Origin of the sequence: Microbacterium sp. MM2322 (assembly GCF_964186585.1) — a bacterium.
In the GTDB taxonomy this organism is placed as follows: domain Bacteria; phylum Actinomycetota; class Actinomycetes; order Actinomycetales; family Microbacteriaceae; genus Microbacterium.
Genome location: NZ_OZ075067.1, coordinates 1,025,706 through 1,043,993 on the forward strand (window position 1 = coordinate 1,025,706; position 18,288 = coordinate 1,043,993).

Sequence of the window (18,288 nt, forward strand, 5' to 3'; positions counted from 1 at the left end):
CCGGTGGGCGCGCAGCGCCTGTGGGCGATCGTCGGTGCCACGGGCACGGGGAAGACGGCGCTGTCACTGGACCTCGCCGACGGCCTGATCCGCTGCGGCCGCGATGCCGAGATCGTCAACGCCGACGCCATGCAGCTGTATCGCGGTATGGACATCGGAACCGCGAAGCTCCCGGTAGCCGAGCGACGCGGCATCCCGCATCATCTGTTCGACGAGTTCGACGTGACGGAGGACGTCGCCGTCGCGGTGTACCAGGAGCGGGCGCGCGCCGCGATCCAGGACATCTTCGACCGAGGGGCTGAGGCGATCCTCGTCGGCGGGTCGGGACTGTACGTGTCGAGCGTCGTCTTCGACTTCCGTTTTCCGCCCCGCGATCCGGCTCTGCGGGCGCGTCTCGAGGCCGATCTGGAGGGGCACGGCGCGGCAGCCCTCATCGAGAGGATCCGCGAGCTCGACCCTGCGGCGGCCGACCGGCTCGATCCGCGAAACGGCCGTCGCGTGGTCCGCGCCTTGGAGGTCGTCCTCCAGGGCGCCGAGACGCACGGCGCCGCCCTTCCGGACGCTCCGGTGCTGTGGCATCCCGACACCGTCCTGGTGGGCGTCCAGTCGGACCGCGCGGCGCTCGTCGAGCGGCTCGACGAGCGGGTACGCGGGATGTGGCGCGACGGCATCGTGGCGGAGGTGGAGGCGCTCCGGATCCTCGGGCTCGAGTCGGGGCCGACTGCCCCGCGCGCCATCGGATACGCGCAGGCACTCGCGCAACTCGCGGGCCGGATGACCGAGGACGAGGCCATCGCCGAGACCCAGGCGCTCACGCGGCGCTACGCGCGACGCCAGGTGTCGTGGTTCCGTCGGTATCCCGGCATCCGCTGGGTGGATGCCGGGACCCCCGGCGCGCGACTCATCGAGGACTTCTCCGCCCCGAGCGCTTGACAAGTTAAAGCTAATAGCCGTAGCCTTCCGGTATCGAACACGATGCTGGGGAGACGGCGATGAGCGAGAAGTTGAGCGTGGCGGGCGGCGAGATCGCCTTCGATGTGGCGGGTGAAGGGCAGTTGGTGGTCCTGGCGCACGGGATGGGCGACTCGCGTCGCTCGTACCGGTTCGTGATGCCGGCGTTGCTGGCGGCGGGATACCGCGTGGCGAACGTCGACATTCGCGGTTGCGGCGAGTCGAGCCCGACGTGGGCGGGCTACGGGCGTGGCGACATCGCCGGCGACCTCCTCGCCGTCATCCGTCATCTGGGCGGACCTGCCGTCATCATCGGCCAGTCGATCAGCGGCGGCGCCGCGACGGTCGCGGCCGCAACCGCACCGCAGGATGTCGCGGGAGTCATCGAACTCGCCCCGTTCACCCGGGTCCAGCGCTTCGACGCGAGGGGCCTGCTGCGAAACTCCCACCACCGGAAGGGGATGACCCGCCTCGCCGGAATGCTCCTGCGGGGCAGCGTCTCCGCGTGGCTGAGCTACCTCGATCTCGCCATTGCCCGAAAGCCCGCCGATTGGGAAGAGGAGCGGGCGAACATCTCCCGCGACCTCAGCGATCCTGCCCGGATGGCGGCCCTTCGAGCCATGGGGCGGACGACTCCCGCGGACGCGGGTGCGCAGCTGCCTCACGTCTCCGTGCCGGTGCTCATCGTCATGGGGAGCGCCGACCCCGACTGGGCCGACCCACGCGCCGAGGGTGAAGGGGTGCTGGCGGAGCTGCCGACGGGCATCGGCGAGCTCGCGGTCATCGACGGCGCTGGGCACTACCCTCACGTCGAACGACCCGACGAGGTCGTCGACCTCGCCCTTCCGTTCCTCCGCACCGTGTTCGCAGCGCACGCGGGGTCGACGGATGCCTAGGGTCGGTCTCGATACCGCGGCCGTCACCCGTGCCGCGGCGGATCTGGTCGACGAGCAGGGGCTCGCTGCCCTGACGATGACGACCCTGGCGGAGCGGGTCGGGGTTCGACCCCCGTCTTTGTACAAGCACGTCCCGGGAGGGCTGGCCGAGCTCGTGCACCGGGTGGCCACGCTCGCGGCGGAGGAGCTCGCCGACGTGTTCCGGACGACCGTGTCGGGGCAGAGGGGAGAAGCCGCCCTCACGGATGTGGCGGACGCTTTTCGGCACTACGTCCGTGCGCACCCAGGGCGCTACGCGGCGACGGCGGCAGCGGATCCGGTGGACGATGAGGACCCGCTGGACATCGCGCTCCGCGACAGCCTGGACGCGCTGGGCGGCGTGCTGGAGGGATATGGGTTGCCGCAGGAAGACCACGTGCATGCGCTCCGGATGCTGCGGAGCCTGCTCCACGGCTTCGCCGTCCTCGAGGCGTCGGGCGGTTTCCGCATAGGGGTCGACGTCGAGGAGAGCGTCACGTGGTCGCTCCGCCTCATGGACGCGGGGCTCCGCACGGGAGGCCGCGCCTAGACTGGGCGGGTGTCGACGATCGCATTCACGAAGGGCCACGGAACCGGCAACGATTTCGTCGTCGTCGCCGACCCGGACGGTTCGCTCCACCTCACCGGTGAGCAGATCGCTGCGGTGACCGACCGTCGATTCGGGATCGGTGCCGACGGTCTCCTGCGCGTCGTCCGCTCGTCCGCGATCGATGCCGGCGCGGCGACTCCGGATGCCGAGTGGTTCATGGACTATCGCAACGCCGACGGCTCGATCGCCGAGATGTGCGGCAATGGCGTGCGCGTCTTCGTGAAGTACCTCCTCAGCGCGGGGTACGCGACCCTCGACGTCGGCGAGACGCTTCGGATCGGGACCCGCGCCGGAACGAAGACGGTGACGCTCTCCGACAACGGCTTCGAGGTCGACCTCGGCGTCTGGCGGCCGACGGTCGACGAGGTGCTGGTTCGGGCCCACGGTCTGAAGGTCGCCCGCCCTGGCCTCGGCATCGACGTGGGAAACCCGCACGTCGTCGTCGCACTGTCGAGTGAGGCCGAACTCGAGAGTCTCGATCTGACGCTTCAGCCGATCCTCGACCCCCACCTTGCAGCCGGCGCCAACGTCGAGTTCGTCGTCCCGGCCGACCCGCTGATCACCGACGGCGTCGGTGCGATCCGGATGCGGGTGTTCGAGCGCGGCGTGGGTGAGACCCTCTCGTGCGGCACCGGGGTCGCGGCATCCGCTCTCGCCGTCCGGCACTGGGCGGGCGCCGGCGCTCCGGACCGATGGACGGTCGACGTCCCCGGCGGCCGCCTCGGCGTTCGCGTCGTCCGGACCGACGCGGGGGAGCGGGTCCTGTTGTCGGGGCCTGCGTCGCTCGTCTTCTCGGGCGAGATCGCCCTCGCCTGACGCGCGGCCGGGACCGTCAGGGAAGCGTGATCGTCCCCGTCTCGGGTGAGCCGTGACGGCGTACCTTGAGGACGCGGAAGCCACGTCCGGTCGCCGCGCGGGTGACCGAGTACCCGCGATCCAGAGATGCCGCGAGCCAGCGCTGCAGCGAGTCCGAGCCGAGGTTCCGCTGCACGACGAGCCACGCATCGCTGCGTTCGGCCAGCCGCGGGATCCACGACTCCAGCATCCCGTGCAGCACGTCCTTGCCCACGCGGATCGGGGGATTGGACCGGATCGTCCGGAAGGTCACGTCGCCCGGAACATCCTCGGGCTGGACGGCGTTGACGTTATCGAGGCCGAGTTCCCGAGCGTTCCGACGCACGAGGTCCAGAGCCCGCTCATTCACGTCCACGGCCCAGACCGTGGCGTGGGGGGCGTCGAAGGCGAGCGAGAGCGCGATGGGGCCCCAGCCGCATCCGAGATCCAGCAGATGACCGCCGGCAGGCGGGGGCGGCGTGTTCGCCAGCAGAACGGCTGTCCCGCCGTCCACGTGCTCGGGACTGAAGACCCCGCCCGCCGTCGTCACCTCGACATCGCGACCGGCGAGGGACACACGGATGCGGCGGAGATTCTCGGAGCTGGACGGGGACGCGCTGAAGTAATGGTCGCTCCCCATGCGACGAGCGTAGCGGAGGCGGTGGAAGCCGCGGGAAGCTAGAGTGCACGGATGGCCGAGAGGCCGCGAAAGGAACACATGACAGACACCACCACCCCTGCCACGACGGACGAACCGGTGGACCCGGTCGACCGCGTGCTCGCGCACGCTGAAGCGCGTTCGGGGGTGCGCGTGTTCGGCGCCGCACAGGCGTTGCAGGACCAGAGCACCGTCGCCTACGGCGACACGGACGGCGAGCAGTGGGACCGTGAGGAGCGCGCCGCGCTTCGCCGCGTCCCCGGGCTGTCCACCGAACTCGAAGACGTCACCGAGGTCGAGTACCGCCAGCTGCGGCTGGAGAACGTCGTCCTCATCGGGGTCTACCCGCAGGGATCGACGGAGGATGCCGAGAACTCGCTCCGCGAGCTCGCGGCGCTCGCCGAGACTGCCGGCGCCGTCGTCCTCGACGGCGTGCTCCAGCGGCGACCGACGCCTGACCCTGCGACGTACATCGGGCGCGGCAAGGCCGCTGAGCTCCGCGACCTCGTGGTCGCCGTGGGCGCCGATACCGTCATCGCCGACACCGAGCTCGCGCCGAGCCAGCGGCGTGCGCTCGAGGACGTCGTGAAGGTCAAGGTCATCGACCGGACCACCGTCATCCTCGACATCTTCAGCCAGCACGCCAAGAGCCGCGAGGGCAAGGCGCAGGTCGAACTCGCGCAGCTCGAGTACCTCCTTCCGCGCCTGCGCGGGTGGGGCGACTCGATGAGCCGTCAGGCCGGTGGCCAGGTCGGTGCCGGGGGTGCCGGTATGGGCTCGCGTGGTCCCGGTGAGACGAAGATCGAGCTCGACCGTCGCCGCATCCGCACGCGCATGGCGATGCTTCGCCGCCAGATCCGTGACTACAAGCCGGCCCGTGAAGCCAAGCGCGCAGAGCGCAAGCGCAACACGATCCCCTCCGTCGCGATCGCCGGCTACACGAACGCCGGCAAGTCGAGCCTCCTGAACCGGCTCACGAGCGCGGGCGTCCTCGTCGAGAACGCGCTGTTCGCGACCCTGGATGCCACGGTCCGCCGCGCGCAGGCCGCCGACGGACGCGTGTACACGCTGACCGACACGGTCGGGTTCGTGCGGAATCTCCCGCACCAACTGGTCGAGGCGTTCCGCTCCACCCTCGAGGAGGTCGGCGACGCCGACGTCATCGTCCACGTCGTCGACGGTTCGCACCCCGACCCGGCGGCGCAGCTGGCGACCGTCCGAGACGTCATGGGCGACGTGGGTGCCCGGTCGACGAACGAGATCGTCGTGTTCAACAAGGCCGATCTCATCGACCCGGACACACGGCTGGTCCTCCGGGGCCTCGAGCCGAAGGCGCACTTCGTGTCGTCGCGGACGGGCGAAGGTGTCGCGGAGTTGCGGGCGACCATCGAGGAGGCGCTGCCGCTGCCCGCGGTCGAGGTCCACGCGCTCGTCCCGTACGACCGCGGCGACCTCGTCAACGCGGTCCACGAGTCCGGTCACATCCTTTCGACCCGTCACGAGGAGGGCGGCACAGCCGTCCACGCCCACGTGTCGGAACGTCTCGCGGCTGAGCTCGCGCCCTACTCGCGCTGATCGGCGCGTCGCTCAGTCGAGCGTGATCGCCGTGACGCCGGGAGTCTCGAACCCGAAGACCTGACCGAGGAACGCGAGCTCGGACTCCAGCGCGTGGACGACGGTGGTCGCGCTCCGGAATCCGTGACCTTCGCCCTCGTACAGCACGTAGGCATGGGGCACGCCCTTCGCGGCGAGGGCATCGCGGATCGCCTCGGCCTGGGTCGGCGGCACCACCGCATCCTCAGCGCCCTGCAGGAGGAGGACGGGAACCCGGAACCCTTCGGTGCGCCCCAGCGGTGAGCGCTCGACGTACAGTGCCTCGGCTTCGGGGAGCGGCCCGATGAGCCCGTCGAGGTACCGCGCCTCGAAGTCGTGCGTGTCGGTGGCGAGCAGGCGCGCGTCTCCCACTCCGTAGCGCGAGATACCGGCGCCGAACACGTCCGTCCCAACGAGGGCGGCCAGCACCGTCCAGCCGCCGGCGGAACCGCCTGCGATCGCGATGCGCCCGGCATCCGCTCGTCCGTCGGCAGCGAGTCCGGATGCCGCGGCCGCGACATCGTCGCGATCGACGATGCCCCACTGGCCGAGGAGGCGCCGCCGGTAGTCCCGGCCGTAGCCGGTGGAGCCGCCGTAGTTGACCTCTAGGATCCCGATGCCGCGACTCGTGAAGTAGGTGATCCGGCTGTCCGCGACGCCGCCGACGTGGGCGGTCGGACCGCCGTGCACGAAGACGACGTAGGGCGGGAGCTCCCCATCGGGGGCGGAGAAGTCCGGGTTCGTCGGCGGGTGGTCGAACGCATGGACCTCCCCATGCTCGCCGGGGACTGTGAGCGGCCGAACCGCAGGGATCCACTCGTCGCCGAGCTCGGAGCGGGTTCCGACGACCATCGTCACCTCTCCGTCGGCGGCGATCTCCCAGATTCCCGTCACCCCCGGTGCGGCGCCGGACACCAGGACGCGCGACCCGCTGACGTCCTCCACGATGGCGCGAGAGCGAGCGGGGACGTCCGTCGTGGAGACGACTCCGGCCGCGTCGATCCGCATGACCTCGTCGGCGCCGTTCGTCCGGATCGCCACGAATCCGCCGTCGTCGAGGGGCACGTACCAGCGCGCTCCGAGCACCCAGAGCCCGCCGCCGGTGTCGGCGTCGGCGGGAGCGACCGCCTCGGCGGGACGATCGGATGCCGCCTCCCGCCGCCAGAGGTTCCATCGCCCGGTCGGCTCGTCGACGAACGTGAGGCGGCCCGCGGCATCCCATTCGGGCTGCAGGGCGGCCGTCCCGCCGGACGTCACCGCTCGCCACGTCGTGATCACACCGTCTTCGAGCTCGCCCACCCGGATCTGCGTACGGTCCCACGGCATGTCGGGGTGGTCCCACGCGACCCAGGCGAGCCGGCGCCCGTCGGGCGACAGCGCAGGGTGGGCGAGGAAGTCGCTGCCCGCGACGACCTCGCGGACATCCCCTCCCGCGAGCGGGATCGACACGATCGAGCGGCGGGGAACGGGGCCGCCGTCGTGCACTTCGCGGACGGCGAGCAGGACGCCGTTCTGCCAGCGGAGGCCGCCGTGACGCGCGCTCGGGTCCTCGGGGGTGAGCGCTGTCGGTTCCTCGCCCGGGCGGAGCGTCCAGACGCGCTGGTCCGACTTCTCGACGAAGAACAGGCGCCCGACGGGGTCCGTCGTCCAGGAACCCCCGCCGTACTCGTGCACGCGCGACCGTGCGCTCCACGGTGCGGGGAGAACGTCCTCGACCTCACCGTCGACGGCGCGACGTACCGATGAGCGGCCCGCTTCCTCGGCGAGCGTCTCACCCCACCAGATCTCGTCGGCCACGAACCGTGCGCCGTCGTAGCGGGCGGCCGCAGCAGAGGCATCCGCCGCGGACAGCGGTGAGATCCAGGAACCGTACGGGGCGATCGTCGTCATGCGACCACGCTACGCGGCGTCACACAGCGCAATGGGGCGTCACACACCTGTCGGAGGTGTGAGAAGCGTGGCTAGCATGACCGCATCAGTGGCCCGGAGACCCCGGGTCCGGAGCGACAGCCGAGCCCGGCACCCGCCCGCGATGTCCCCGCACCCTGCGTGCGGTCCGCGGCCGCCAGGCCTTCCGATCCGTCTCCGGAGCTCCCATGTCGATCATCCAGACCCCGTCCGCCACTTCGGTGCCGGTCTCGTTCGAGGTCTACCCGCCGCGCGATGACGCGGCCGATGCGGCGCTGCACGAGACGATCGCGAAGCTCGCCGCCGTCGATCCGTCGTTCATCTCGGTCACCTACGGTGCGGGCGGGTCCACCGCAGGCCGATCGCTCGAGGTCTTGAGGCACATCCTGCGGGAGACCCGCGTCGAACCGCTGGCTCACCTCACGTGCGTCGGCAACTCCTACCGTCAGGCGACCGCGCTCATCCGTGAGTTCCTCGACGCGGGCGTCCGGTCATTCCTCGCGCTCCGGGGCGATCCGCCGGACGGCGGGGGGAGCGGCGCCGTGGGAGACCTGGAAAGCGCCGCTCAGCTCGTCCAGCTCATCGATCGGGTGCAGGCCGAATGTTCGCCCTACACCGAGGCGCCCATCCCCGGTGTCCCCGGTGCCGCGCGCGTCGAGCGGCGCCGTCACGTCGACATCGCCGTGGCCGCGTTCCCCAATGGGCACCCGCGTTCGCGCTACCCCGCGGAGCACATCGACGCCCTCCTCGCGAAACAGGCCGCGGGGGCGACCCTCGCGATCACGCAGCTGTTCTTCCATGCCGACGACTACCTCTCCTTCGTCGCCCGCGCCCGCTCGGCCGGCGTCGAGATCCCGATCCTCCCCGGCATCATGCCGATCACGTCGCCCTCACGCCTGCGTCGCATCGTCGAGCTCACGGGAGAACCCGTCCCCGGCACGCTGGCGGTCGACCTCGATGTGGAGCCCACGGTCGAGGGACGGCGCGACGTCGGTGTGCGCTACGCGGCGCGCCTGTGCCGTGCCGTTCTCGACGGCGGGGCCCCCGGCATCCATCTGTACGCCTTCAACCATCACCGCACCGTTCTCGCCACCCTCGCAGAGGCGGGCGTCATCACCCCGATCGAGGAGACCTCATGACCCAGTTCCCTGCCGGCACCATCCTCGGCTACCCCCGCATCGGGCGCCGCCGAGAGCTGAAGCGAGCCGTGGAAGCCCACTGGCGCGGCGAGATCGATGAGGAGGCGCTCGAAGCCGTCGCCGCGGACCTCCGTCGTGTCACGCGCGAGCGACTCGCCGAACTCGGTCTCGGTCGCACCGATTCCGCGATCCCGGAGTCGTTCTCCTTCTACGACCAGGTGCTCGACGTCGCGGCATCCGTCGGCGCGGTGCCCGAGCGCTTCGCGCATCTTCGCGACGACGACGGCTCGGTCCCGCTCGCCGCCTCGTTCACGGCAGCGCGAGGCGAAGGCGACGCCGCGCCCCTGGAGATGACGAAGTGGTTCGACACGAACTACCACTACCTCGTTCCCGAGATCGGTCCCGAGACGCGCTTCGCGCTCTCGAGCGACCGCTTCGCCCGTCAGATCGCCGAGGCCGTCGCGGACGGCTACGTGACGCGCCCCGTCCTCGTCGGCCCGGTGACGTTCCTCGCCCTGTCGAAGCCGACGGATGCCGCTCCCGACACTCGTCCGCTGGACCGACTCGATGACGTGCTCCCCGTCTACGTCGAACTCCTGGCCGCCCTCCGCGACGCGGGAGCCGAGTGGGTGCAGATCGACGAGCCCGCTCTCGTCAGCCAATCGCTCGGGTACACAGATGCCGAGCTCGCCGCGGCCATCACACGGGCTGCGGAGGTGCTCACGGCATCCGCTGACCGTCCGTCGATCCTCGTGGCGGCGGGGTACGGAGCACTTTCGGATGCGGCGTGGCAGGCGCTCGCGGAGTCCGAGGTCGAGGGCATCGCCATCGACCTCACCCGCGGGAGCGTGCCCGCCGCAGCTCCGGGGCTCCGCTCGAAGGTCCTCGTCGGGGGAGTGATCGACGGTCGGAACATCTGGCGCGGCGACCTGGCCGCAGCCGCCGAGACCCTCGCCGCGGCGGCCGAGCTCGGTGCCGCCACGACGGTCGCCGGCACGTCGACGTCGCTTCAGCACGTTCCCCATGACCTCGCTGACGAGCCAGATCTCGATTCGCGGCTGGTGTCGTGGCTCGCGTTCGCCGACCAGAAGGTCGCGCAGGTAGCGACGCTCGCTCGCGGACTCCGAGACGGGCGGGAGTCGATCTCGGCTGAGGTGGATGCCGCGAGCGCCGCGCTCGCCGACCGGAGCGAAGCCGATGGCGTGCGCGATCACACGGTCCGCACCCGGGTGGCGGCCCTCACCGCTGCCGACCGGACGAGGACCGCCTTCGAGGTGCGCTCGGCAGTGCAGGATGCCGCGCTCGGGCTGCCCATCCTGCCGACCACCACGATCGGTTCGTTCCCGCAGACCGGCGAGATCCGTCGTGCTCGTGCGCGTTTCGGACGCGGGGAACTCGACGCGGACGCGTACGAGGGTTTCCTTCGCGACGAGATCGGTCGGGTGATCGAGCTGCAGCGCGACATCGGACTGGACGTCCTCGTGCACGGCGAGGCCGAGCGCAACGACATGGTGCAGTACTTCGCCGAGAACCTCGACGGCTTCGCCGTCACCCGGAACGGCTGGGTGCAGTCCTACGGGTCACGGGCGACGCGCCCATCGATTCTGTGGGGCGACGTCTCGCGACCTGCGCCCATCACCGTGCCCTGGGCGGCGTACGCGCAGTCGCTGTCGTCCGCTCCCGTGAAGGGGATGCTGACCGGGCCCGTGACGATCCTCGCGTGGTCGTTCGTGCGGGACGACCAGCCGCTGAGCGACACCGCCGATCAGGTGGCGCTGGCCCTCCGCGACGAGATCGCCGACCTCGAGCGCGCGGGCATCGCGATCGTGCAGGTCGATGAGCCGGCGCTCCGCGAGCTCCTGCCGCTCAAGGCTGCGGACCAGGCGGCCTACCTCGAGTGGTCGGTGGGTGCGTTCCGCCTTGCGACGGCGGGTGCCGGCGATGCGACGCAGATCCACACGCATCTCTGTTACTCCGAGTTCGGTGTCGTGATCGATGCGATCGCTGCGCTCGACGCCGACGTCACGTCGATCGAGGCGGCCCGGAGCCGGGGCGAAGTGATCTCGGATGTCGCGGCCTCCGGCTTCGACCACGGGATCGGCCCCGGTGTCTATGACATCCACTCGCCGCGCGTCCCGTCCGAAGCCGAGGTGACGGACCTGCTCGAGCGGGCGGTCGTCGAACTCGACGTCCGGCGCCTCTGGGTCAACCCCGACTGCGGTCTCAAGACCAGGGGCTACGACGAGACCGTGGCGTCGCTCCGGAACATCGTCGCCGCGACACGTGCCGTGCGCGCGCGGGTCGCAGGCCGCTGAGGTCCCGGATATGAAGAAGGGGGATGCCGCGGCGGCATCCCCCTTCTTCGCGTTGCCCCGGAGGGTCAGACGGCGCGCAGCACCGCGACCACCTTGCCGAGCACGACGGCATCGTCGCCGAGGATGGGCTCGAAGGCGGAGTTGCGGGGGAGGAGCCACGTGTGGCCGTCCCGCTGACGGAAGGTCTTCACGGTCGCCTCGCCATCGAGCATCGCCGCGACGATCTCACCGTTCGACGCGTCAGCCTGCGAACGGATGACGACCCAGTCCCCATCGCAGATGGCGGCGTCGATCATGGAATCGCCCGACACCTTCAGCATGAAGAGCTCGCCCTTGCCGACGAGCTGGCGAGGAAGGGGGAAGACCTCCTCCACCTGCTGGTCGGCGGTGATCGGAACGCCCGCTGCGATCCGCCCCACGAGCGGGACCATAGCCGCGTCGCCCACGGCGGGGGCGGTGTCGGCGGGGTTCTCTCCCGCGGCGCCGGGAAGGTCGATGAGCACCTCCATGGCGCGGGTCTTGCCGGGGTCGCGTCGGAGGTACCCGCTGAGCTCGAGCTGGTTCAGCTGATGGGTCACGCTCGACAGCGACTTCAGGCCGACGGCGTCACCGATCTCGCGCATGCTCGGCGGATATCCGTGCCGCGCGATGGATCGCTGGATCACCTCGAGGATCGCGAGCTGCTTGTCGCTCAGGCTCTTGCGCCGTCGCGTCTGCGGCTTGTCGCTCATGTCGTTCCTTTCGCGGCCTGGGTGATTCAGGGCCGACTTCTCGGGCCCTGAGCGTCCCGCCGGGGGCACTCGCCTTCGAATGTCGGAGGTTGGTGATGGGCTCTGGTTATCGAAACCGTATCCGGTGTCGATGAGATCGTCCCGCAGCCGACCGCGTGTCGTCTTCGATCGATCTGCGGACAACCGCTCCCTTGACAGTGTACGAATATCGAAGATAGATTCGGAAGAGAACTTCGCACCCGCCCGTCCCGGCCGATGGGCGGGGGCGAAGATCTCATCTGACCGGGGTCACCCGAGGAGGACACCATGAACTCGATCACCACAACCACCAGTCCCGCTACGCACACCCGTCTGCGCCTGACGACCCGGGGCCGCCGCGTGCTCGCGACGCTCGCTGCTCTGCCGGCGGTGGCTGCTCTCGGTGTGGCCATCGTCTCGAGCGGCGGGGCGCTCGCGAGCGGTGACGCGGGCGCCCCGTCCGGGTCGTTCGATACGGTGACCGTGCTCCCCGGTGATTCCCTGTGGACCATCGCGAAGGACGTCGCCCCCGACAGTGACCCGCGAGACGTGATCGATGAGATCGTCCGCTTGAACGCGCTCCCGTCGTCTGTCCTCGACGCGGGTCAGTCGCTCGCCATCCCCGCCGCCTACAGTGCTCAGGCGGCCGAGTAAGCCGTCGAGACGCCCTACGATGGCGGGGTGAGTGCGAGTCTCGACGACCTACCCCTCCGCGACGACCTGCGCGGGCAGATCCCTTACGGAGCTCCGCAAGCAGCGCTTCCGGTGACACTCAACGTCAACGAGAACACCCACCCGGTTCCCGAAGAGGTTGCGGACGACATCCTCGACGCGATCGCGCAGGCGCTTCGCGATATCAACCGGTATCCCGACCGCGAATTCACCGTTCTTCGAGAGGGTTTCGCCGACTATCTGGGGCACGGTCTCGAGCCCGAGCAGATCTGGGCGGCGAACGGTTCCAACGAGGTCCTTCACCACCTGCTTCAGGCCTTCGCAGGCCCCGGACGCACGGCTTTCGGGTTCTCACCGACCTATTCGATGTATCCGTTGCTCACCGGTGCGACCGGTGCCACTTATGTCAGCGGCACGAGGGGCGAGGACTTCACGATCAGCGCGGCTGACGCGGCCGAGCAGGTCGATCGTGCGCAGCCCGACGTCGTCTTCCTGTGCTCGCCGAACAATCCCACCGGAACGCCGCTGGCGCTCGATGTGGTCGAGGCGGTGTACGAAGCGTCGCAGGGGCTCGTGATCGTCGATGAGGCGTACCAGGAATTCGCACCGCACGACGAGCCCTCCGCTCTCACGCTCCTGCACGGTCGCGAACGGCTCGTCGTCTCGCGCACGATGAGCAAAGCCTTCGCCTTCGCCGGAGCTCGTGTGGGCTACCTGGCCGCCGATCCTGCGGTCATCGATGCCCTACGGCTCGTCCGGCTGCCGTACCACCTGAGCGCGCTCACGCAGGCCGCAGCGACGGCCGCACTCCGGCACGCCCCCACCATGCTCGGCATGGTCGACGACATCGTCGCTCAGCGCGACCGGATCTCCGCGACGCTCTCCGCACTCGGCTACTCCCCGTACGAGAGCTGGTCCAACTTCGTCCTCTTCGGCGGCGTCGACGACCCCGCCGCCACCTGGCAGGGCTTGTACGACCGCGGCATCCTCGTCCGTGACGTCGGTCTTCCCCACACGCTCCGTGTCTCCGCGGGCAGCGAAGAGGAGTCGACCGCGTTCCTCGAGGCCCTCGCGTCCCTCTGAGTCAGGGCGTCGTCACGAGGGCGGGACGGATGCCGCGCGTCGATAGACTCGACGCATGAGCACCCCCGCGCCCCGCACCGCCTCTGTCCGGCGTGCGACCAGCGAGTCGACCATCGAACTCGATCTGGATCTCGACGGCACCGGTCAGAGCACGATCGAGACGACCGTACCGTTCTTCGACCACCTGCTCACGGCCTTCGCGAAGCACTCCCTCATCGACCTGACGGTTCGTGCCACGGGCGACACCCACATCGACGCGCACCACACGGTCGAGGACACCGCCATCGTGCTGGGCCAGGCGATCCGTCAGGCCCTCGGCGACAAGGCCGGCATCTCGCGCTACGGCGATGCCCTCGTTCCCCTCGACGAGGCGCTGGCCCAGGCCGTCGTCGACATCAGCGGTCGCCCCTACCTCGTCCACTCCGGTGAGCCGGAGGGGTACGAGTTCCACCTCATCGGCGGCCACTTCACCGGTTCGCTCGTGCGTCACACGTTCGAGGCGATCGCGTTCCACGCCGGTCTCACGGTGCACGTCACGCTCGTCGCCGGGCGTGACCCGCACCACATCGCCGAAGCCGAGTACAAGGCTTTCGCGCGCGCGTTCCGTCAGGCGAAGTCCCTCGACCCGCTCGTGCAGGGAATCCCCAGCACGAAGGGCGCGCTGTGACCGCAGCGCCGCTCGTCGCGGTCCTCGATTACGGTTCGGGCAACGTCCACTCGGCAGTCAAAGCGCTGAACGAGGCCGGCGCCGATGCGCGCCTGACGCGTGACCGCGGCCTGATCGCCGATGCCGCAGGGCTGCTCGTCCCGGGCGTGGGGGCGTTCTCCGCCGTCATGTCGGCGCTCACAGCCAGCCGCGGCGACGAGCTGATCGGTCGTCGGCTCGCCGGGGGGATGCCGGTACTCGGTATCTGCGTCGGAATGCAGGTCATGTTCGAGCTCGGCGTCGAGCGGGGCGTGAACACCGAAGGGCTGGGGGAGTGGCCCGGGTCGGTCACCGAACTCCACGCGCCCGTTCTCCCGCACATGGGATGGAACACCGTCCGTGCCGGAGAGGGCTCCACGTTGTTCGCCGGTCTCGAAGAAGAGCGGTTCTACTTCGTGCACTCCTACGGAGCGCAGGACTGGACCCTCGACGTGATCAAACCCTTCCGCGAGCCGGTTCTCACCTGGTGCGACTACGGCACGCCGTTCCTCGCCGCTGTCGAGAACGGCCCGCTGTCGGCGACGCAGTTCCACCCGGAGAAGTCGGGGGCCGCCGGCATCCGGCTGCTTTCCAACTGGATCACCTCGCTCCCCGGCGCCTAGTACTCTGTCCCCTTGTGCGCGCGCCCGGCGTGCACACCGTCCCACCCGGAGCCATGAACGATTTCGCATCTACGCCCGAATTGATCCTGCTGCCCGCTGTCGACGTCGCCGCGGGGAAGGCCGTCCGCCTGACGCAGGGCGAGGCCGGTACCGAGACCAGCTACGGCGACCCGGTCGACGCCGCACAGGAGTGGGCTCGACAGGGCGCCGACTGGATCCACCTCGTCGACCTCGACGCCGCCTTCGGTCGGGGTTCGAACGCTTCGCTCATGCGCAAGGTCATCAAGTCGCTCCGCGGCGTGCAGATCGAACTGTCGGGCGGTATCCGCGACGACGAGTCGCTCGACGCCGCACTCGACTCGGGCGCGACCCGCATCAACCTCGGCACCGCAGCGCTCGAGAACCCCGAGTGGGCGGCCGACGTCATCCTGCGCTACGGCGAGGCGATCGCCGTCGGTCTCGACGTCCGCGGTACGACGCTCGCGGCGCGCGGATGGACCCGTGACGGCGGGGACCTCTGGCAGGTGCTCGACCGTCTCGAGGATGCCGGCTGCAGCCGTTACGTCCTCACCGATGTGACGAAGGACGGCACCCTGCAGGGGCCGAACATCGAACTGCTCCGCGAGGTCGCCATCCGCACCGACAAGCCGGTCGTCGCGTCCGGCGGTATCTCGAGCCTCGACGACATCGCGGCGCTCCGCGAACTCGTCCCGCTCGGTGTCGAGGGTGCGATCGTCGGCAAGGCTCTCTACGCCGGTGCGTTCACGCTGGCCGAGGCACTGGATGTCGCCGGACACTGACCCGCACTCCGGCCACCCGGCGGACTCCGCCGGCGTGCCCTGGGAGGGACGCAGCTTCCAGCCGAATCCGCACAGCGGCGACGACGGGAGTGCGGACCCGGCCCTGCTGGCAGCGCTGATCGCGTTCCACGCGGGCGAGGGCCCGGCGACCGACGTCGTCGATGCCTACCGCAACGCGCGCCTCCTCATCCCTCTCGTCGCCCAGAAGGGGGAGGAGGGCGTCGGCCCCACCGGCCTCACGGTCGACAAGACGCAGGAGCTCTCGATCGTCACGGTCGCGGCCCCCGACGGCCGCAAGGTCCTGCCGGTGTTCTCGTCGGTTGCGACGATGTCGCGCTGGGATGCCGCGGCTCGCCCGGTCCCCGCCGACGGCATCCGTACGGCCCTGTCGGCGGCGGCGGATGACACGGAACTCATCGTCATCGACCCCGGCAGTGACACCGAGTTCGTGCTCCGGCGTCCCGCGGTCTGGGCCATCGGGCAGGGCCACGCGTGGGAACCGCCGCACGTCTCACCGGAGGTCTTCGCCGGGCTGCAGGAGTCGATCGGCACCGAGCTCGGCGTCCTCGACCTCTCCGTCGCCGCGGGGGATCCGCACTCGCGGCTGCGTGGGCCGGAGCTCGTGGTGAGCCTGCACCTCGTCGACGGTCTCGATCAGGCGGCGCTCGACGCCATCCTGCAGCGGCTCGCGTCGCGCTGGGCGTCCGATGACCGCGTCGCGGTCCTCGTGGACTCCCTGACCGTCAAGCTCGTTCGCGCGTGAGGGGGTGGATGCCGCGGCATCCACCCCCTCAGCGCTGCGACGTCAGTTGACGGGTCCGGTCCACTTCTCGCCGGGCCCCTTGCCGATCGGGTCGGGGATCGAGGAGGCCTCGCGGAACGCGAGCTGGAGCGTCCGGAGCCCGTCCCGGAGCGAACGTGCGTGCATGTCGCTGACCTCGGGGGCTGCCGCCGTGATGAGGCCGGCGAGTGCGTTGATGAGCTTCCGTGCCTCGTCGAGGTCCTTCTGCTGGTCGGGGGCGTCGGCGAGGCCGAGTTTCACGGCCGCGGCGCTCATCAGATGGACCGACGTGGTGGTGATCACCTCGACGGCCGGGACGTCCGCGATGTCGCGCGTGGCCGACTGAGCGACCCGTTCCTGTTCGTCCCAGCGCGAGAGGCGCTCGGGGTCGTGATCACTGTGGTCGGCCGGAATAGTACTCACGTGCTGCTCTCTGCTAGACTTCTGCGGGCACCGGAGTGTTCTGCTCCGTGTCGAAAGAGGATCACATCCCACCCGCGCTTGCCGCTCCAGGCTACCGGGTCTCGCACTCCGCCTCGCTCGTCGAGGTTGTCCAGGGTGCAGAACACAGAACGCCGATGCATGCATCGTGCGGGGTGGACGTGACGATCTTCCGCCCGGCGACACATTTCTCGTGTCACCGGAGGCCGTCCACCGCACGAAGAGGAGTTCCGCATCAGCGATCCCCGCACCAATGACCGCATCCGCGTTCCCGAGGTCCGCCTCGTGGGCCCCGCGGGTGAACAGGTCGGCGTCGTCCGCATCGAGGTGGCCATGCGCCTGGCCCAGGAGGCCGACCTCGATCTCGTCGAGGTAGCCCCGAACTCGAAGCCCCCCGTGGTCAAGATCATGGATTACGGCAAGTTCAAGTACGAGGCTGCGCAGAAGGCAAAGGAAGCGCGGCGCAATCAGGCGAACACCGTCCTCAAAGAGGTTCGGTTCCGTCTGAAGATCGAGGCGCACGACTACATAACCAAGCTCAAGCGCGCCGAGGGCTTCCTCCAGGCGGGCGACAAGGTGAAGGCGATGATCCTCTTCCGTGGCCGCGAGCAGTCGCGTCCCGAACAGGGTGTGCGTCTCCTCCGCAAGTTCGCCGAGGATGTCGCCGAGTTCGGCACCGTGGAGTCGAACCCCACGATCGATGGCCGCAACATGGTCATGGTCGTCGCGCCCCACAAGAACAAGTCCGAGGTCAAGACCGAGCAGAACGCCGTTCGCGCGGCGTCGAAGCAGGCAGCGCGCGATGCGCGCGGCGGTCAGGCCGACGACGAAGAGACCACCGCTTCCGCTCCGGCGGAGTAAGCGCACCACAGACTCCCGTCCGCGGGATCCCCAACGAAGGAAGAGATATGCCGAAGCAGAAGACCCACTCGGGTGCCAAGAAGCGTTTCAAGGTCACCGGCAGCGGCAAGCTGATGAAGCAGCAGGCCAACCTGCGCCACAACCTTGAGGGCAAGTCGACCCGTCGCACCCGTCGCCTCGACCAGGAGCAGGTCCTGGCCAAGGGTGACGCCAAGGTCGCCAAGAAGCTCCTCGGCATCTGATCGCCGACGCAGATTAGGAAGTAGAAGAAATGGCTAGAGTCAAGCGGGCTGTCAACGCCCACAAGAAGCGTCGCGTCATCCTCGAGCGCGCCTCCGGTTACCGCGGACAGCGTTCGCGTCTGTACCGCAAGGCGAAGGAGCAGGTCACCCACTCGCTCGTCTACGCGTACCGCGACCGTCGTAAGCGCAAGGGCGACTTCCGTCGCCTCTGGATCCAGCGCATCAACGCCGCTGCCCGCCAGAACGGCATCACGTACAACCGCTTCATCCAGGGCCTCGGCCTCGCGGGTGTCCAGGTCGACCGTCGTATGCTCGCTGAGCTCGCGGTCAACGAGCCGGCCGTCTTCGCGTCGCTCGTCGCAACGGCGAAGGCTGCGCTGCCCGCCGATGTGAACGCCCCCAAGGCCTGATCGCGTCACCGTCTGTGAA

Annotated in this window: 20 protein-coding genes; 16 read left to right on the forward strand and 4 right to left on the reverse strand. The window is 69.7% G+C overall.

Annotation, left to right across the window (positions count from 1 at the left end; genetic code table 11):
* The first annotated feature begins 3 nt into the window (after positions 1-3).
* The 4 genes from miaA to dapF are packed head-to-tail and all read left to right on the forward strand — an operon-like array spanning position 4 to position 3,291.
* Positions 4-933 carry a tRNA (adenosine(37)-N6)-dimethylallyltransferase MiaA gene (miaA, locus tag ABQ271_RS05000; protein WP_349310412.1) on the forward strand — a complete coding sequence of 310 codons (930 nt, stop codon included), beginning with the start codon at positions 4-6 and terminating at the stop codon, positions 931-933.
* A 59-nt stretch (positions 934-992) separates the two neighbouring features.
* The gene (locus ABQ271_RS05005) at positions 993-1,847 is read left to right on the forward strand and encodes an alpha/beta hydrolase (protein ID WP_349310413.1); all 855 of its coding nucleotides are present in this window, start codon (positions 993-995) and stop codon (positions 1,845-1,847) included.
* Complete coding sequence (locus tag ABQ271_RS05010) at positions 1,840-2,415, forward strand: WHG domain-containing protein (protein ID WP_349310414.1); 576 nt, start codon at positions 1,840-1,842, stop codon at positions 2,413-2,415. The genes ABQ271_RS05005 and ABQ271_RS05010 overlap by 8 nt, the downstream gene beginning before the upstream one ends.
* Positions 2,416-2,424: 9 nt before the next feature.
* Positions 2,425-3,291: a diaminopimelate epimerase gene (gene dapF / locus ABQ271_RS05015; protein WP_349310415.1), complete on the forward strand. Its 867-nt coding sequence runs from the start codon at positions 2,425-2,427 to the stop codon at positions 3,289-3,291.
* A gap of 16 nt (positions 3,292-3,307) precedes the next feature.
* Here dapF and ABQ271_RS05020 read toward each other — a convergent pair whose 3' ends face one another.
* Complete coding sequence (locus ABQ271_RS05020; protein ID WP_349310416.1) at positions 3,308-3,949, reverse strand: methyltransferase; 642 nt, start codon at positions 3,947-3,949, stop codon at positions 3,308-3,310.
* A 78-nt stretch (positions 3,950-4,027) separates the two neighbouring features.
* On the opposite strand from ABQ271_RS05020, the gene hflX reads away from it, so the two are divergent.
* Positions 4,028-5,542, forward strand: coding sequence for a GTPase HflX (gene hflX / locus ABQ271_RS05025; RefSeq protein WP_076708645.1), 1,515 nt, complete (start codon positions 4,028-4,030; stop codon positions 5,540-5,542).
* Between the two features lie 12 nt (positions 5,543-5,554).
* Here hflX and ABQ271_RS05030 read toward each other — a convergent pair whose 3' ends face one another.
* Complete coding sequence (locus tag ABQ271_RS05030; RefSeq protein ID WP_349310417.1) at positions 5,555-7,450, reverse strand: prolyl oligopeptidase family serine peptidase; 1,896 nt, start codon at positions 7,448-7,450, stop codon at positions 5,555-5,557.
* A gap of 206 nt (positions 7,451-7,656) precedes the next feature.
* Here ABQ271_RS05030 and ABQ271_RS05035 point away from each other — a divergent pair, with 206 nt between their 5' ends.
* Both ABQ271_RS05035 and metE read left to right on the forward strand, forming a co-directional pair.
* On the forward strand, positions 7,657-8,607 hold the full coding sequence (locus ABQ271_RS05035) for a methylenetetrahydrofolate reductase (protein ID WP_349310418.1): 951 nt from the start codon (positions 7,657-7,659) through the stop codon (positions 8,605-8,607).
* A complete protein-coding gene (gene metE, locus ABQ271_RS05040; protein ID WP_349310419.1) occupies positions 8,604-10,922 on the forward strand; it encodes a 5-methyltetrahydropteroyltriglutamate--homocysteine S-methyltransferase in 2,319 nt (772 codons plus the stop codon). Before ABQ271_RS05035 ends, metE begins: the two co-directional genes overlap by 4 nt.
* Before the next feature lie 65 nt (positions 10,923-10,987).
* Here the strand turns inward: metE and lexA are convergent, their stop codons facing one another.
* Positions 10,988-11,653, reverse strand: a complete 666-nt coding sequence (gene lexA, locus ABQ271_RS05045) for a transcriptional repressor LexA (RefSeq protein WP_349310420.1) — start codon at positions 11,651-11,653, stop codon at positions 10,988-10,990.
* A gap of 306 nt (positions 11,654-11,959) precedes the next feature.
* Here lexA and ABQ271_RS05050 point away from each other — a divergent pair, with 306 nt between their 5' ends.
* The 6 genes from ABQ271_RS05050 to ABQ271_RS05075 are packed head-to-tail and all read left to right on the forward strand — an operon-like array spanning position 11,960 to position 16,297.
* Positions 11,960-12,325 carry a LysM peptidoglycan-binding domain-containing protein gene (locus tag ABQ271_RS05050; RefSeq protein WP_349310421.1) on the forward strand — a complete coding sequence of 122 codons (366 nt, stop codon included), beginning with the start codon at positions 11,960-11,962 and terminating at the stop codon, positions 12,323-12,325.
* 27 nt (positions 12,326-12,352) lie between these two features.
* Complete coding sequence (locus tag ABQ271_RS05055) at positions 12,353-13,426, forward strand: histidinol-phosphate transaminase (protein WP_349310422.1); 1,074 nt, start codon at positions 12,353-12,355, stop codon at positions 13,424-13,426.
* A 55-nt stretch (positions 13,427-13,481) separates the two neighbouring features.
* Positions 13,482-14,093, forward strand: a complete 612-nt coding sequence (gene hisB / locus ABQ271_RS05060; RefSeq protein ID WP_349310423.1) for an imidazoleglycerol-phosphate dehydratase HisB — start codon at positions 13,482-13,484, stop codon at positions 14,091-14,093.
* Positions 14,090-14,734, forward strand: a complete 645-nt coding sequence (hisH, locus tag ABQ271_RS05065; protein ID WP_349310424.1) for an imidazole glycerol phosphate synthase subunit HisH — start codon at positions 14,090-14,092, stop codon at positions 14,732-14,734. Before hisB ends, hisH begins: the two co-directional genes overlap by 4 nt.
* 53 nt (positions 14,735-14,787) lie before the next feature.
* On the forward strand, positions 14,788-15,534 hold the full coding sequence (gene priA / locus ABQ271_RS05070; protein WP_349310425.1) for a bifunctional 1-(5-phosphoribosyl)-5-((5-phosphoribosylamino)methylideneamino)imidazole-4-carboxamide isomerase/phosphoribosylanthranilate isomerase PriA: 747 nt from the start codon (positions 14,788-14,790) through the stop codon (positions 15,532-15,534).
* Positions 15,518-16,297: an SseB family protein gene (locus ABQ271_RS05075; protein WP_349310426.1), complete on the forward strand. Its 780-nt coding sequence runs from the start codon at positions 15,518-15,520 to the stop codon at positions 16,295-16,297. The genes priA and ABQ271_RS05075 overlap by 17 nt, the downstream gene beginning before the upstream one ends.
* Before the next feature lie 42 nt (positions 16,298-16,339).
* On the opposite strand, the gene ABQ271_RS05080 is transcribed toward ABQ271_RS05075, so the two are convergent.
* Positions 16,340-16,738, reverse strand: coding sequence for a DUF1844 domain-containing protein (locus tag ABQ271_RS05080; protein WP_036313760.1), 399 nt, complete (start codon positions 16,736-16,738; stop codon positions 16,340-16,342).
* A gap of 204 nt (positions 16,739-16,942) precedes the next feature.
* On the opposite strand from ABQ271_RS05080, the gene infC reads away from it, so the two are divergent.
* From infC to rplT, 3 genes are read left to right on the forward strand one after another with little or no spacing between them, the layout of a single operon-like run.
* The gene (infC, locus tag ABQ271_RS05085; protein WP_349310850.1) at positions 16,943-17,617 is read left to right on the forward strand and encodes a translation initiation factor IF-3; all 675 of its coding nucleotides are present in this window, start codon (positions 16,943-16,945) and stop codon (positions 17,615-17,617) included.
* Between the two features lie 47 nt (positions 17,618-17,664).
* Positions 17,665-17,859 (forward strand): 50S ribosomal protein L35, encoded by a 195-nt coding sequence (gene rpmI / locus ABQ271_RS05090; RefSeq protein WP_036313763.1) that lies wholly within the window; start codon positions 17,665-17,667, stop codon positions 17,857-17,859.
* Between the two features lie 29 nt (positions 17,860-17,888).
* Positions 17,889-18,269 carry a 50S ribosomal protein L20 gene (rplT, locus tag ABQ271_RS05095; RefSeq protein WP_064003211.1) on the forward strand — a complete coding sequence of 127 codons (381 nt, stop codon included), beginning with the start codon at positions 17,889-17,891 and terminating at the stop codon, positions 18,267-18,269.
* Positions 18,270-18,288 lie beyond the last annotated feature (19 nt).

Excerpts from the sequence above, each read along its gene's own strand:
- ABQ271_RS05030 (WP_349310417.1), bottom strand. The coding sequence starts at position 7,450 with ATGACGACGATCGCCCCGTACGGTTCCTGGATCTCACCGCTGTCCGCG.
- lexA (WP_349310420.1), bottom strand. The coding sequence starts at position 11,653 with ATGAGCGACAAGCCGCAGACGCGACGGCGCAAGAGCCTGAGCGACAAG.
- ABQ271_RS05035 (WP_349310418.1), top strand. The coding sequence starts at position 7,657 with ATGTCGATCATCCAGACCCCGTCCGCCACTTCGGTGCCGGTCTCGTTC.
- hisB (WP_349310423.1), top strand. The coding sequence starts at position 13,482 with ATGAGCACCCCCGCGCCCCGCACCGCCTCTGTCCGGCGTGCGACCAGC.
- ABQ271_RS05010 (WP_349310414.1), top strand. The coding sequence starts at position 1,840 with ATGCCTAGGGTCGGTCTCGATACCGCGGCCGTCACCCGTGCCGCGGCG.
- priA (WP_349310425.1), top strand. The coding sequence starts at position 14,788 with ATGAACGATTTCGCATCTACGCCCGAATTGATCCTGCTGCCCGCTGTC.
- rpmI (WP_036313763.1), top strand. The coding sequence starts at position 17,665 with ATGCCGAAGCAGAAGACCCACTCGGGTGCCAAGAAGCGTTTCAAGGTC.
- ABQ271_RS05075 (WP_349310426.1), top strand. The coding sequence starts at position 15,518 with ATGTCGCCGGACACTGACCCGCACTCCGGCCACCCGGCGGACTCCGCC.
- metE (WP_349310419.1), top strand. The coding sequence starts at position 8,604 with ATGACCCAGTTCCCTGCCGGCACCATCCTCGGCTACCCCCGCATCGGG.
- ABQ271_RS05050 (WP_349310421.1), top strand. The coding sequence starts at position 11,960 with ATGAACTCGATCACCACAACCACCAGTCCCGCTACGCACACCCGTCTG.
- hflX (WP_076708645.1), top strand. The coding sequence starts at position 4,028 with ATGACAGACACCACCACCCCTGCCACGACGGACGAACCGGTGGACCCG.
- ABQ271_RS05005 (WP_349310413.1), top strand. The coding sequence starts at position 993 with ATGAGCGAGAAGTTGAGCGTGGCGGGCGGCGAGATCGCCTTCGATGTG.
- rplT (WP_064003211.1), top strand. The coding sequence starts at position 17,889 with ATGGCTAGAGTCAAGCGGGCTGTCAACGCCCACAAGAAGCGTCGCGTC.
- ABQ271_RS05020 (WP_349310416.1), bottom strand. The coding sequence starts at position 3,949 with ATGGGGAGCGACCATTACTTCAGCGCGTCCCCGTCCAGCTCCGAGAAT.